Consider the following 14583-nt stretch of genomic DNA (forward strand, 5'->3'; position numbering starts at 1 on the left):
CTTAGCCCATCAGGGACGGCCCTGAGATCCGGCTCGGCAAGGATCAGGGGGAATCCTCATGGTGCCTGCCCGTACGAGGTGTGACGATGGAGTCACCATGACGACATCTGTCCCTCCGGCTCCCGGGCCGACCGAAGCACGGCCACCGGTACGCCGCGCCTACCGCGACACCGACGCCTCCGTGATCGGTGGCGTCGCAGCCGGCCTCGCCGAGCACCTCGGCCTGCCGGTGCTGGCCGTACGCGCGTTCTTCGTGGTCACCGCGATCTTCAACGGCATCGGCGTCCTGCTGTACGCAGCGCTGTGGATCTTCATCCCCGCCGCACCGCACCTGGAGAAGTCCACCCCGGGCGCCGAGAGCGCGACCCGCGGCGGCCGCCGTCCCGGTGCCCGGCGTGGCGGTGTCGACATGGGTCCGGCGATCGCCCTGCTGGCGCTCGGCGTCGGCGGGATCGTCCTCTTCGACACGCTGCTCGGCCCCGGGGCCCTGGTCTGGCCGCTGATGCTCGGCGTCGCCGGGGTGGCGCTGCTGTGGCGCCAGGCCGACGAGGCCCAGCGTGAGCGCTGGATCAACAGCACCGGACGGCTCGACCTGGTGCGGATGATCTTCGGCAAGGGCGGCTGGCCGGCGTACCTCCGGGTCGGTGCCGGTCTCGGCCTGCTGCTCGTCGCCGTCGTCCTGGCAGGTGGCCAGCTCGACTTCGGCAACGCCTCGGGCGTGATCATCGCCGGTGTGCTGGTTCTCGGTGCCGGGTTCCTCGTCGCCGGGCCGTGGATGCACCAGCTGGCCAGCGACCTGGGCAGCGAGCGCGAGGAGCGGATCCGGACGCAGGAGCGCGCCGACATGGCGGCCCACCTGCACGACTCGGTCCTCCAGACCCTGGCTCTGATCCAGCGCAACTCGGACGACCCGGCGATGGTGCAGAAGCTCGCCCGCGCCCAGGAGCGCGACCTGCGCGAGTGGCTCTTCTCCGACCCGGTCGCCCCCGACGAGACCTTCGCGGCTGCCCTCAAGGCCGCTACCGCCGAGGTCGAGGACTCCCACGGAGTCACCGTCGACGTGGTGGTCGTCGGCGACGGCCCCTACGACGACTCGGTCCGCGTGATCGTCGCCGCCAGCCGCGAGGCGGTCACCAACGCGGCCAAGCACGCCGGCACCGGACGCGTCGACGTCTATGCCGAGGCCACCGAGGAGGCCTTCGAGGTCTTCGTCCGCGACCGTGGTGCGGGCTTCGTCGTGGACGAGGTCTCCGCCGACCGACATGGCGTCCGCGACAGCATCATCGACCGGATGTCGCGCCACGGCGGCAGCGCTGTGGTGAGATCGTCTCCGGGCGAGGGCACCGAGGTGCGGCTGAAGCAGCCGCGCACCGCTGAGACCGGCGGAACCTACTTTGGAGAGAAGGCCAATGATGAGTGAGGTCAAGGTCGTCATCGTCGACGACCACGCGATGTTCCGCACCGGCGTACGCGCCGAGCTGAGCCGCTCGCCGGTGATCCGGATCGTCGGAGAGGCCGAGGACGTCGGCACCGCGGTCAAGGCGATCGCCGAGGGCAAGCCCGACGTGGTGCTGCTCGACGTCCATCTTCCCGGTGGCGGCGGGGTCGAGGTGATGCGCAAGGCTCCAGCCGTCGACGGCTCGCCGCGCTACCTCGCGCTGTCGGTCTCCGACGCCGCCGAGGACGTCATCGGCACCATCCGCGGCGGCGCGCGCGGCTATGTCACCAAGACCATCACCGGCTCCGAGCTGGTCGCCGCGATCCAGCGGGTCTCCGGGGGAGACGCCGTCTTCTCGCCGCGCCTGGCGGGCTTCGTCCTCGACGCCTTCGCCGGCACCATCGCGATCGCCGACATCGACGAGGATCTCGACCGCCTGACCGAACGAGAGCGCGAGGTGATGCGCCTCATCGCTCGCGGCTACTCCTACAAGGAGGTCGCCGCCGAGCTGTTCATCTCGATCAAGACGGTCGAGACCCACATGTCCAACGTGCTGCGCAAGCTGCAGCTGTCGAGCCGTCACGAGCTCACCCGCTGGGCCAACGACCGGCGACTGCTCTAGATTCCTAGGCCGGCTCGGGCGGGCGTGCCTCCATGAGGTGGGCGAGCTCGTCGGTCTCGGCGTCGGTCAACGTCGCGAACCCGTCGGCGCGCAGGATCTGCAGCGTGCCGTCGGAGATGTCCAGGAACAGACCCACGAGGCGTACGTGCCGGCCGGCCAGGATCTGTCCGAGCCGGTCGATCATCACCGCGACGTTGACCTGGGACACCTGGTCGACCTCGCTCCGACCGGCCGCTGCCGCGGCGAGGCCGACCGGGTGCCCGGCCTGCCACTCCTGGAGCGCGGGCGCGGCATGGCGCAGCCAGTCGCCGACCGGGCCCGCGGGCACCTCACCGGCACGGGTGTTCTCCAGCGCAGAGGTGATCGCGCCGCAGCGCGAGTGACCGCAGACGACGACCGTGTCGATGCCGAGGTCGTCCACGCCGAACAGCATCGGCGCCGCGACCGAACTGTCCGGGCTGCCGGGCTCGGGTACGAGGTTGCCCATCGTGCGGACCGTGAGCAGGTCGCCGGGGCCGCTGGCGGTGATCAGGTTGGGAACGACCCGGGAGTCGACACAGGTCAGGAAGACCGCGTGCGGCTCCTGGCCCTCGGCGAGGCCCTCGTAGACCGGGCGCAGCGGCTCCGCGTGCCGGCGGTGGTACTCGCGGACGCCGAGGGCCAGCGGGTGGTGCGGATCGATGCGGTCGGGGCGTACGTCCTGCCAGGCGCTCCACGGCAGCAGCGCCCGCGGGCTGATCGGAGGCGCCTTCAGCGCGCGTTCCTGACGCGGCGCCTTGGTGCCGTGCGGACCGGAGTGCTCCACGAGCACGGTGCCTCCGGCGGCCTCGTAGCGAGCACGCCAGTGGTCGAGCTGGTCGCGTCCGGCGGGGTCGAAGTAGTCGACGAGAAGGTCGAGCTCGACGACCTGCCCCTCCGGGATCTCGTCGAGCCGGCTCACCAGCTTCGGCGTCGCCAGGAACGAGAGGCTGCCGTGCACCTCGACCAGCCACTTCTCCCGGCCGTCGGCTGCCTGGCCGGGGGAGCGTACGTCGATCCGCACGTGGACGAGCCGCCACAGCACCAGGACGAGAGCCGCGACCAGGCCGATCAGGACACCCTCGATGAGGTTGAGCGTGAGCACGCCGATGATGGTCAGGCCGTAGATCCACAGCTCGCCGCGGGCATGGGCCTGGGTGATGTCGGCGGGCCTGACCAGGCCGGTCCCCATCATGATCAGCAGCCCGGCAAGGGCAGCGAGCGGGATCTGCTCCACGAGTCCGACCAGGACGAGGGCGAAGAGGAGCACCCAGACGCCGTGCAGGATCGCGGACGCGCGAGTGCGTGCTCCGGCCGCGACGTTGGTCGAGCTGCGCACGATGACACCGGTGATGGGGAGTCCGCCGAGCGCCCCGGAGGCGGTGTTGGCGATCCCCTGGCCGACGAGCTCGCGGTCCAGGTTGCTGCGCGGGCCGCCGTGCAGCTTGTCCACCGCGACCGCCGAGAGCAGGCTTTCGACGCTCGCGATCAGGGCGAGGGTCAGGACCGCTCCGGCGACGGCGAGCGGAGTGCCCTCCGGCAGCGCGACCGAGCCGATCTCGTCGAGCAGGTCGCCGCCGAGCTCGACCCGCTCGGCGCCCGGGAGCCAGGCGGCCGCGAGCAGGGTGAGCGCGACGATGGCCACGAGCTGGCCCGGCACCGCCCGGACCCGCTGCGGCAGCCGCGGCCAGGCGAGCAGGATGCCGATCACCCCGAGTCCCGCCAGGGCGGCGTGGATGTTGGGCTCCTGCGCGTTGGCGAAGATGTGCTTGACGTTCTCGATCGCACTGGACTGCGAGCGGCCGCCGAGGGCGACGTTGAGCTGGCCGAGGACGATCGAGATCCCGATGGCGGCGAGCATCGCGCAGACGACAGTCGGGGAGATCGCCAGGGCGTAGCGCCCGAGCCGGGTGGCCCCGAGCACGACCTGGAGGAGACCGGCCATCAGGGTGATCGCGCAGGTCGCCTCCCACCCGAACTCGGCGACCGTCTCGGCCACGACGACGGTGAGGCCGGCGGCCGGGCCGCTGACCTGCAGCGGGGAGCCGCCGAGGAGGCCGACGACGATGCCGCCCACGACGGCAGCGATCAGGCCCGCGGCGACAGGCGCACCGGAGGCGACGGCGATGCCGAGCGAGAGCGGCACGGCGACGAGGAAGACGACCAGAGAGGCAGGTACGTCGAAGCGAATGGTGTGGCGAAGCTGGTCGAGCGGTCGGGACCTGCCGGTGGGCAGGGGTGGGTTGGGTGATGACACGTCAGAATCCTCCATACGGAGCCGAGAGCGACAGTGGCGGTCACGGTGAGACTAGGCAGATGTCGGGGAATTCCCCAAGACGGATGTGACCAAAATCGCGAGATCGTTCGAATAGGTGCCCCGGGCGGTACCGCTTGGAGGCCGCTCAGAGCGGGGATCTAGGCTGAGCGCATGGAGATCGTGCGGCACATTCTGCTCGTCATTCACCTGCTCGGCTTCGCCGCGCTCTTCGGCGGCCTGCTGGTGCAGATCAAGGCCCCGGACAAGGTCGCCAACGGCCTCATGCGGGACGGCTCGGGCACCGCTTTCCTGGCCGGTCTGCTGCTCGTCGGCGTCCTCGAGATGGGCGACGGTCCGGTCGACCACGCCAAGGTCGGTGTGAAGCTCGTGATCGGGCTGGTCATCCTCGGCCTGGTGATGTCCCAGCTGCGCAAGCCCAAGATCGCCGACGGGCTCTACTGGACCATCTTCGGCCTGACGATCATCAACGTCTGCGTCGCCGTCTTCTGGTCCTCCGCGCACGTCGCGGCGTAACCCTCACCTCGGGATCGCCAACCCGTCAATTGTCGGTGCTGGGCCCTAGGCTGGAGCCAGCATGAGTACGCCTGACCAGACCCCTGTTGCCACCATCCCGGGCCTCGAGGCCTTCGCCTCGGCGCAGCCGGCCGACGAGCCGCGTACGAAACCACGCGGCCCGAGCGTCGAGGAGCTCCTCGACGGGCTCAACGAGCCTCAGAAGGCGGCCGTGCAGCATCACGGCGCGCCGCTGCTGGTCGTCGCCGGTGCGGGGTCGGGCAAGACTCGGGTGCTGACCCGGCGGATCGCGTGGCTGATCTCCCAGCGAGGTGCCCACCCCGGCAGCATCCTGGCGATCACCTTCACCAACAAGGCCGCGGCCGAGATGAAGGAGCGTGTCGAGGCCCTGATCGGCAAGCGCGCCCGGATCATGTGGGTCTCCACCTTCCACAGCGCCTGCGTGCGGATCCTCCGCAAGGAGATCGACAAAGTCGGGCTGAAGTCCAACTTCTCGATCTACGACGCCCAGGACCAGAAGCGGCTGATGCAGCTGGTGCTCAGCGATCTCGACCTGGATCCGCGCCACTACCAGCCCGGCCAGGTGCTCAACTGGGTCAGCGACCAGAAGAACGAGCTGCGCGACGTCGAGGCGGCCGAGAAGGATGCGCGCAACCACCTCGAGCAGACCTATGTGGCGGCGTACAAGGAGTATCAGAAGCGGCTGCGGCAGGCGAACGCCCTCGACTTCGACGACCTGATCATGTCCACCGTCGAGCTCTTCCGCGCCTACCCGGAGGTGCGCGAGGTCTACCGGCGCCGGTTCCGTCATGTGCTGGTCGACGAGTACCAGGACACCAACCACGCCCAGTACGCCCTGGTCCACGAGCTGTGTGCCGATCGCATGGACGACACCGCGCTGACCGACTCCTACGCCGACGAGGCCCCTCGCAGCGACCCCGCCGAGCTGATGGTGGTCGGTGACGCCGACCAGTCGATCTATGCCTTCCGCGGCGCCAACATCCGAAACATCCTCGACTTCGAGCAGGACTTTCCCAACGCGAGCACGATCCTGCTGGAGCAGAACTACCGCTCCACCCAGACGATCCTCACCGCCGCCAACGCGGTCATCAAGCACAACAAGGGCCGCAAGGAGAAGGCGCTGTGGAGCGACGCCGGCAACGGTGAGCGGATCGTCGGGTACGTCGCCGACGACGAGCGCGACGAGGCCCGGTTCGTCTCCGACGAGATCGACAAGCTCGTCGACGGCGGGCTCAAGGCCGCCGACGTGGCCGTCTTCTACCGCACCAACGCCCAGTCGCGCGTCTTCGAGGAGGTGTTCATCCGCACCGGCCAGCCCTACAAGGTCGTCGGTGGGGTGCGCTTCTACGAGCGCAAGGAGGTGCGCGATGCCCTGGCCTACCTGCGCACCCTGGCCAACCCCGACGACCAGGTCTCGCTCCGAAGGATCCTCAACACCCCCAAGCGAGGCATCGGCGACCGCGCCGTGGCCTGCGTCAACGCGCTCGCCGACCGCGACGGCCTGACCTTCTGGGAAGCGCTGCAGAAGGCCGAGGACGCCCCCGGCATGGCCACCCGCAGCCTGACCAACATCAAGGCCTTCGTGGCGATGCTCGAGGAGCTGCTTCAGATGGTCGACGCCGGCGAACGTGCCGACGTCATCTTGGAGACCGTGCTCGACCGATCGGGCTATCTCGCCTCGTTGGAGCAGTCCGACGACCCGCAGGACGAGACCCGCGTGGAGAACCTCGCCGAGCTCGTCGCGGTCGCGCGTGAGTTCTCAGACGACCCGATCGCGGCGCCCAGCGCTGACCCGGTCGATGTCGATGCAGGCACCGTCGTACCCGGCCTGCCCGACTTCCTGGAGCGGGTCGCCCTGGTCGCCGACACCGACCAGATCCCCGACGACGAGGACGGCGTGGTCACCCTGATGACCCTCCACACCGCGAAGGGCCTGGAGTTCCCCGCGGTCTTCCTCACCGGCATGGAGGACGGCGTCTTCCCGCACTCCCGGGCCCTCGGCGACGGGACCGAGCTCGAGGAGGAGCGCCGGCTGGCCTACGTCGGCATCACCCGGGCCGAGAAGCGGCTCTTCATCTCGCGTGCCGTTGTCCGCTCCGCCTGGGGTGCGCCCTCGCACAATCCCGGCAGCCGTTTCCTCGACGAGCTCCCCGTCGACCTGGTCGACTGGCGGCGTACGGAGAAGGAGATGACCTCCTGGGGCCGGCCGAGCCTCGCCAACGACACCTGGGGCGGCGGCCAGCGACTCGGGCAGCCGACCGCCGCCGGACGCCGCAACTTCTCCTCGGCCGCGCTGCGTGCCGACGCCGCGTCGAAGTCGAAGCCGGCCCGGGAGATCCCATCGCTGGACCCGGGTGACCGCGTCACCCACGACTCCTTCGGCCTCGGCACCGTGGTGACCGTCGAAGGCACCGCCGACAAGCAGGTCGCCAGCATCGACTTCGGCGACATCGGCGTCAAGCGGCTGCTGCTGCGGTACGCCCCCGTAGAAAAGCTCTGAGATCAGCAGCGCCGCCCGGCCATGGCCGGGCGGCGCTTGCTTGGTCCTAGTTCAGGACCTGATCAACTCGGGTCGACGCCGTGCTCGTTGAGTGCGCTGTCGGGGTCGACGGCGTCACCACCACCGGGGCGGACCTCCAGGTGGAGGTGGTTGCCGGTGGAGTTACCGGTGGAGCCGACGTAGCCGATGACCTCGCCGGGGGAGACGGTCTGACCGACCTCGACGCCGTAGTCGCTCTGGTGGCAGTACCAGATCTCGGTGCCGTCGTCGAGGGTGACGATCGTCCGCTCTCCGTACGCTCCGCCCCAGCCGGTCTCGGTGACCGTGCCGCGGGCGACGGAGTGGATCGGAGTGCCGTAGGAGGTCGCGAAGTCGAGACCCGTGTGGGTGCTGGACCAGTTGGCGCCGGAGGAACCGAACGTCCCGGTGATCCGGTAGGTGCCGGCCGCGATCGGCAGCTCCCACATGTTGGACTTGAGGAACTTGTCCTGCTTGTCGGCCTGGACGTCGACGCCCTGGAGCGCCTTCTCCCGGTCGCTCGCCGCGGTGTCGGCCTCGGAGCGCTCGTCGTTACGGGTCACGGTCGCGGAGCGGTCGCCGACGACGACCATCTCGCTGTCACCACCGAGCGCGGTGGCTCCGACGAGTCGTACGTCGTCTGCGGCGACCATCGTCGGGCCGCCGGTCAGCGCGATGCCACCGATGGCGGCGGCGAGGGCGGCAGCACCAGCTGTCAGCGGGACCGTCGGACGACCACCGGCGGCCGCAGCGGCGGTGGCGCGGCGGGTGCGCGGACGGGTGGGGCCGCCGATGCCGACCATGGTGCCGGTGGTCTCGACCGCCGGAAGGTCGTGCAGCTCGGGCCGGTAGGTCGCGATCTCGCTGATGCTCGGCAGATCGATACTGCCGGTGTCAGCGCGGAAGTAGGCCTCGGCCTGGTGCGAGTCGTGGTCGTAGGAGTAGTCGTCCTGGTAGAACGCCTCGTCGGCCTGCGGTTCTTCGTAGTAGGGCGCGTCGACGGTGTAGGTCTCGGCCGGGAGCTCGATCGCCATCGAGTCGAAGTCGATCTGCTCAGGCAGTGACACCGGCGGGGCCGGGAACGTGGTCGTGTCGATCTTGAAGGAGGTCGGCGGCGCGTCGAACGCCTCCTGGAACCCGCGGGGCTCCTTGGCCTCCGGGACCTCCGGCTCGTAGGCCGGCGAGGCCACCGGCGGAGCCGGGATCTGCCGGGCCTGACGCACGGCGCGGACCTTGCCGGTCAACGGCGCGAACGTGTTGGCCATCCGCAGCGGCTTCGGGGTGTGCGTCGGCTCGGGCGCCTCGAAGGTCGGCTCGGGAGCGACGGGTGCAACAGGGGCCACCGGCGCAACAGGGGTCACCGGGATCACTGGCTCGGGAAGCACCGGCGCCGGAGCTGCCGGGATGCCGCGCGGCGGGGTCTTGGTCGAGACCGCCGCGCTCGACGCGGTCCTCACCGGCGCCGGCCTGGTCGGCTGGGTCAGGAACAAGGTGAGCTCGGAGGTCGTCATGCCACCGACGCCGAGGTCTTCGAGCACCTCGGGGGTCACCTTGTCCGGGTCGATGCCCATCGAGGAGAGCAGGTCGGACAGGACCGGGTCGATCTGGACGGCACGGCGCTGCGGCGGCACGATCTGCCGAGGAGCGACCTTCGCGGGAGGCCGCGTCGGGAACGAGCTCGGGAACGAAGGTCCGCCGTCGCCCTCGACGAGAGCACGCAGCTCTCCTGTCGAGATGCGACCGTCGTCGCCTTCGTCGTCAAAGGGGGCCTCGGCGCGGGGTGACCCGACGACCGGCAGCGTGCCGGTCTGCTCGAGGACCACTCGGTTGGGCCGGGCCTTGGCGACCGGCTCTTCAGGAGTGTCAGGGGCGGGGGATGGTTTCGCGGTCCCGACGGCGGGAGACGGCGCGGCGCGTCGCTTCCCGACGTAGGAGGTCGATCCGGTCGCTCGCGGGGCAGGCCTGGGGGCAGGGCTGTCGGTCGCCGGCGCTGCGCGCCGCTTCCCAACGTAGCCGCTGCTGCTCGTGCTTGCTCCGGGGGAAGGGGTGACCGAACGCGGACTGTCACTTGTGACGTCGGCTCGGTGGTTGCCCATCAGTTCATATCTCCGCTGTTCGGGGTTCAGACGGCGAGCCATGACTGTAACGGACCGGAGGGCGCGGTCAAGAAATGTGGGGCGCTCGTGTCGCTGATTTCACCTTCGGCAACCACGGATTCCGTCGCTGATCTGCGTGAATCCGCCAGATCGGGAACCGGATTGCGGATTCCTCGTGTGTCGCGAAACGCGTGTCATCGGCCCATTTGGGCCTCCATGCGGTGTCGAAATCGGCCGGCCCGCGGGCAGAGAACCGCTCCGTACGTGGGCAAACGCGCCCCGCTAGGTGGCGCTACGGGCTGTTACTCAACGTTGCTGATCTGTTGGTATATGTCCGGTGTGTCCGCTTGGCCGACCGCTAGTGGCGTACGTCACGTCGTGCCCCCTGGGCTCGTAACCCGACGTCAGCGGGGTCTAAGGTGCTTGACGGACACATCTGAAGACGAGGGCGTCACCGCTGAATCCCTGCGGAATGCCGCCCCGTACCGCAACACACAGACCAGGTGGATCAGTGGATCTCATGGAGTACCAGGCGAAGAAGCTCTTCGCCAAGCACGGCGTTGCCGTGACCGAAGGTGTCGTCGTCGAGACGGCCGAGGAAGCCCGGAAGGCCGCCGAGGAGATCGGCTTCTGCGTCGTCAAGGCGCAGGTCAAGGCCGGCGGCCGAGGCAAGGCCGGCGGCGTGAAGCTGGCCAAGACCGCGGATGAGGCGTTCGAGCACGCCTCGAACATCCTCGGCATGGAGATCAAGGGCCTGAAGGTCAACCGGGTGCTGATCACTCCGGCGACCCCGCCGGTGGAGGAGTACTACTTCTCCTTCCTGCTGGACCGGTCGAACCGGCAGTACCTCTGCATCGCGTCCGTCGAGGGTGGTGTGGAGATCGAGGAGGTCGCCAAGACCAACCCCGACGCCGTGAAGAAGATCGGCATCGACCCCGGCGAGGGTGTCGACGAGGCCAAGGCGCGCGAGATCGCGACCGAGTGTGGCTTCCCGGAGCCCGTCTTCGAGCAGGCTGTCTCGATGATCCAGAGCCTCTACACGGTTTTCACCGAGGAGGACGCGACGCTCGTCGAGGTCAACCCGCTGGCTCGCCTGGAGGGCGACAAGCTGGAGGCCCTCGACGGCAAGGTCTCGCTGGACGAGAACGCCTCCGAGGTTCGTCACGAGGACCACGAGCAGTTCGTCATCCGTGACGAGGAGGACCCGCTCGAGGCCAAGGCCAAGGACAAGGGCCTCAACTACGTCAAGCTCGACGGCCAGGTCGGCATCATCGGCAACGGCGCGGGTCTGGTCATGTCGACCCTCGACGTCGTCGCCTACGCCGGTGAGGCACACGGCGGCGTGAAGCCCGCCAACTTCCTCGACATCGGTGGCGGCGCCAACGCGCAGGTCATGGCCGACGGTCTCGACGTCATCTTGAACGACGAGCAGGTCAAGTCCGTGTTCGTGAACGTCTTCGGCGGCATCACCGCCTGTGACGAGGTCGCCAAGGGCATCGTCGGCGCGCTGGACATCCTCGGCAACGAGGCGACCAAGCCGCTCGTCGTGCGTCTGGACGGCAACAACGTGGAGCTGGGCCGCCAGATCCTCAGTGAGGCCAACCACCCGCTGGTCACCATCGTCGACACCATGGACGGCGGCGCCGACAAGGCCGCCGAGCTGGCCAACGCCTGAGGTCAGGAGAGAGAAACATGAGCATCTACCTCAACAAGGACAGCAAGGTCATCGTCCAGGGCATCACCGGCGGCATGGGTGCAAAGCACACCGCCCTGATGCTCGACTCGGGCGCCCAGATCGTCGGTGGCGTCAACGCGCGCAAGGCCGGCACCACGGTCACCCACAAGGACCACGAGGGTAACGACGTCACTCTCCCGGTCTTCGGCACCGTCGAGGAGGCGATGAAGGAGACCGGCGCGGACGTGTCGGTGCTCTTCGTGCCGCCGGCCTTCACCAAGGCCGCCGCGATCGAGGCCATCGACGCCGAGATGCCGCTGATCGTGGTCATCACCGAGGGCGTCCCGGTCCAGGACACCGCCGAGGTGTGGTCCTACCTGCAGGGCAAGGCCACCCGCATGATCGGCCCGAACTGCCCCGGCATCATCACGCCGGGCGAGTCGCTGGCCGGCATCACCCCGCACACCATCACGGGCAAGGGCCCGGTCGGTCTCGTCTCCAAGTCGGGCACGCTGACCTACCAGATGATGTACGAGCTGAAGGACTTCGGCTTCTCCACCGCCATCGGCATCGGCGGTGACCCCATCGTCGGCACCACCCACATCGACGCCCTCGAGGCGTTCGAGAAGGATGACGAGACCAAGGTCATCGTCATGATCGGTGAGATCGGTGGCGACGCCGAGGAGCGGGCCGCGGCGTACATCAAGGAGAACATCTCCAAGCCTGTCGTCGGCTACGTCGCCGGCTTCACGGCTCCGGAGGGCAAGACCATGGGTCACGCAGGTGCGATCGTGTCCGGCTCCGCCGGCACCGCGCAGGCGAAGAAGGAGGCCCTCGAGGCTGCCGGCGTCAAGGTCGGCAAGACCCCGTCGGAGACCGCTGCTCTCGCTCGCGAGATCCTGCAGTCCCTCTGACCTACGTCAGATCCGACCGCCCCGCGACCGTCATGGTCGCGGGGCGGTCGTCGTCTCTGAGGGCGTTGCTCAAAAATGCGCACTCTCGAGCGTCCGCACGGATTAATGTGACAACCGTGGCCAAGCGAATGGCACGTTTGATCTCGGGTGTGGTCGGTATCGGGATTTCGATCTCGCTCGCTTCGTTGGGTGTCGGTTTGACGCCGGTGGCGGCGTCATCGACGGCTCAGGCGGAGCCCGCCCGGAAGACCCACACTGTCCAGCCGGGGGAGACGCTCTCCGGGATCGCCAGGAAGTACGGCGTCAAAGCCGGTGACCTCGCGACCTGGAACCAGATCGCCGATCCGGCCGAGATCCGAGCGGGGGCCAAGCTCGTGGTGAGCCCACCTGCGAAGCCGGCCGGGAAGACGTACACCGTGGCGCCCGGTGACACCTTCTCCGGAATCGCCAAGAAGTTCGGCGTCGAGGTGGGCGAGCTGATGGCCTACAACGGCTATGAGGATCCCACCAAGCTGTTGGCGGGGAGCGAGATCAAGATCCCTGCCGCAAAGCCGAAGCCGAAGAAGTACAAGGTCGTCGCCGGTGACACGTTCTTCAGCATCGGTGAGAAGTTCGGCGTCGCCGCGGACAAGCTGATGGCGCACAACGGATATGAGGACCCCACCAAGCTGCTCGCCGGCACGACGATCGAGATCCCGGCCAAGGCGGACAAGCCCAAGCCCAAGCCGAAACCCCAGCCCGGCACGGGCGAGACGGTCTACACGACCGTTGCCGGGGACACCTATGCAAGTGTTGCCAAGAGGTTCCGCATCACCGAGGAGGCGCTGCGGAGCTACAACGGCACCAGGTCACCCGACAAGCTGCCTCCTGGGTACAGGCTGTACATCCCATCGAGCTGACCGCGCTCGCGAAGCCGGGATGCGGTCAGACGGCCCGTAGGGCACCCGAGCGGCGGCGCCGCATCGCGTCGAGCGAATCGGCGGTCGCCTCGTCGGCCGGCATCAGCACCAGGATCTGCTGGTTGTCGGCGGCCGGCAGTTCGAGCTCCTCGACATCGAAGCGCAGCTCGCCGGCGTCGGGATGGAGCCAGCGCCACACGCCACCGTGCGGTGGGTCGTGGCGGTTCAGCCGGTCGGTGAACTCCGGCCCCACCTGCTCCGACATCGCCTCGATCATCATCCGCGCGGCGACGGGGTTGGGCCCTCGGTAGAGGTTCGAGACCAGGTCGTCGGCCACCCGCTCCCAGTCGGGGAACGCCTCACGGGCGCGCGGGTCGAGGAAGGCGTACGCGGTGAGGTTGGGCTCCGCGTGGCCCAGCATCCCGAGGGGCCGGACGAGCATGTCGAACGTGGAGGTGTGGGCGAGCAGGTCGCCGAGCCGGTTGGTGAGCACGGCAAGACCGGGCTCGAACTGCTCCACCAGGGCACGCGCCCCGGGGCGTACGTCGCGCCCGGAGGAGAAGGGCCCGACGCACTGGCCGCCGGACGCCATCGCGAGGGTGCGCAGGTGCTCGTGGGCGGCGGCGTCGAAGCCGAGCGCGTCACCGATGGCCCGTAGGACCTGGGGCGAGGGGTGACGGTCGCGGCCCTGCTCGATCCGGACCAGGTATTCGACGCTGATCCCGGCCAGCGTGGCCAGCTCGGACCGCCGTAGACCGGGGGCCCGGCGACGTACGCCTTCCGGGAGGCCGACGCTCTCCGGCGTGGTCTGGTCGCGGCGGTCCCGGATGAACGAGCCGAGGGCTCCCGCGTTGGCTGGCATGCTGCCAAGCCTACGGCGCGGCCGGGCGGGTGATGGTGGCCCTGCTGGGGCCAGCCTCGGCTCGGCCTCCCGCCTGCCGCTGATCCGGGCAAACCTGAATGGCATGAACACACCACTACGCATCGCAGTCATCACCGCCAGCGTCCGGGAAGGCCGAGGGGGTCCGATCTTCGGCTCGTGGATGGCGGAGCAGGCCGAGGCGTACGGCGGTCTCGAGGTCGACCTGGTCGACCTGGTCGACCACGAGATCCCGTTGTCCCTGCCCGCCGAGTCACCGAAGGCGGCTGGCGCCGACTACCCGAGGCCTGAGGGCCAGAGCGACCTCACCGTGGCGCTCGAGGCCGCAGACGGCTTCGTCATCGTCACGCCTGAGTACAACCACAGCTATCCGGCCTCGTTGAAGTCGGCGCTGGACTGGCACTTCACCCAGTGGCAGGCCAAACCGGTCGCCTTGGTCTCCTACGGCGGCGACAGCGGTGGCCGCCACGCCGCGCTGCACCTGGAGAACGTGCTCACCGAGCTGCACGCCCACCCCGTCCAGGCTCGCCTCGCCTTCCCGAGGTACTGGGAGCGTCTCGACGAGGACGGCCGGCCGAACGACCCGGAGTCTGCCGTCTACGCCAAGGCGATGCTCGCCCAGCTCAGCTGGTGGGGCGAGGTGCTGAAGGCTGCGCGCGGCGAGACGCCCTACCCCGGATGAGACGGAGCGCCCCCGGCAGCCGACGGCTG

Annotated in this window: 11 protein-coding genes; 8 read left to right on the plus strand and 3 right to left on the minus strand. The window is 69.1% G+C overall.

All coding sequences use genetic code 11. The features are described 5' to 3' along the window. Positions 1-97: 97 nt before the first annotated feature. Positions 98-1420, plus strand: coding sequence for an ATP-binding protein (locus BJ988_RS00090; protein WP_218860468.1), 1323 nt, complete (start codon positions 98-100; stop codon positions 1418-1420). After that, the gene (locus BJ988_RS00095) at positions 1413-2060 is read left to right on the plus strand and encodes a LuxR C-terminal-related transcriptional regulator (RefSeq protein WP_179656103.1); all 648 of its coding nucleotides are present in this window, start codon (positions 1413-1415) and stop codon (positions 2058-2060) included. The genes BJ988_RS00090 and BJ988_RS00095 overlap by 8 nt, the downstream gene beginning before the upstream one ends. Positions 2061-2064: 4 nt before the next feature. On the opposite strand, the gene BJ988_RS00100 is transcribed toward BJ988_RS00095, so the two are convergent. Further along, entirely contained in the window at positions 2065-4335 is a 2271-nt protein-coding gene (locus BJ988_RS00100) for a SulP family inorganic anion transporter (protein WP_179656104.1), read from the minus strand. A 171-nt stretch (positions 4336-4506) separates the two neighbouring features. Between BJ988_RS00100 and BJ988_RS00105 the strand changes: the two genes are divergently transcribed. Continuing rightward, positions 4507-4869 carry a hypothetical protein gene (locus BJ988_RS00105; protein WP_179656105.1) on the plus strand — a complete coding sequence of 121 codons (363 nt, stop codon included), beginning with the start codon at positions 4507-4509 and terminating at the stop codon, positions 4867-4869. Between the two features lie 61 nt (positions 4870-4930). Then, positions 4931-7390 (plus strand): DNA helicase PcrA, encoded by a 2460-nt coding sequence (pcrA, locus tag BJ988_RS00110; RefSeq protein WP_179656106.1) that lies wholly within the window; start codon positions 4931-4933, stop codon positions 7388-7390. Positions 7391-7452: 62 nt separating this feature from the next. Here the strand turns inward: pcrA and BJ988_RS30060 are convergent, their stop codons facing one another. Further along, entirely contained in the window at positions 7453-9504 is a 2052-nt protein-coding gene (locus BJ988_RS30060; protein WP_218860470.1) for a M23 family metallopeptidase, read from the minus strand. Positions 9505-10015: 511 nt separating this feature from the next. Between BJ988_RS30060 and sucC the strand changes: the two genes are divergently transcribed. The 3 genes from sucC to BJ988_RS00130 all read left to right on the plus strand — a co-directional run bounded on the left by sucC (position 10016) and on the right by BJ988_RS00130 (position 12992). Continuing rightward, entirely contained in the window at positions 10016-11179 is a 1164-nt protein-coding gene (gene sucC / locus BJ988_RS00120) for an ADP-forming succinate--CoA ligase subunit beta (protein WP_179656107.1), read from the plus strand. A 17-nt stretch (positions 11180-11196) separates the two neighbouring features. Beyond that, complete coding sequence (gene sucD / locus BJ988_RS00125) at positions 11197-12093, plus strand: succinate--CoA ligase subunit alpha (protein WP_179656108.1); 897 nt, start codon at positions 11197-11199, stop codon at positions 12091-12093. Between the two features lie 116 nt (positions 12094-12209). Beyond that, a complete protein-coding gene (locus BJ988_RS00130; protein WP_179656109.1) occupies positions 12210-12992 on the plus strand; it encodes a LysM peptidoglycan-binding domain-containing protein in 783 nt (260 codons plus the stop codon). Between the two features lie 25 nt (positions 12993-13017). Here BJ988_RS00130 and BJ988_RS00135 read toward each other — a convergent pair whose 3' ends face one another. After that, positions 13018-13854: a helix-turn-helix transcriptional regulator gene (locus tag BJ988_RS00135; protein ID WP_179656110.1), complete on the minus strand. Its 837-nt coding sequence runs from the start codon at positions 13852-13854 to the stop codon at positions 13018-13020. A gap of 103 nt (positions 13855-13957) precedes the next feature. On the opposite strand from BJ988_RS00135, the gene BJ988_RS00140 reads away from it, so the two are divergent. Further along, positions 13958-14554 carry an NADPH-dependent FMN reductase gene (locus BJ988_RS00140; protein WP_179656111.1) on the plus strand — a complete coding sequence of 199 codons (597 nt, stop codon included), beginning with the start codon at positions 13958-13960 and terminating at the stop codon, positions 14552-14554. Positions 14555-14583 lie beyond the last annotated feature (29 nt).

Origin of the sequence: Nocardioides panzhihuensis (assembly GCF_013408335.1) — a bacterium.
GTDB classification, from domain to species: domain Bacteria; phylum Actinomycetota; class Actinomycetes; order Propionibacteriales; family Nocardioidaceae; genus Nocardioides; species Nocardioides panzhihuensis.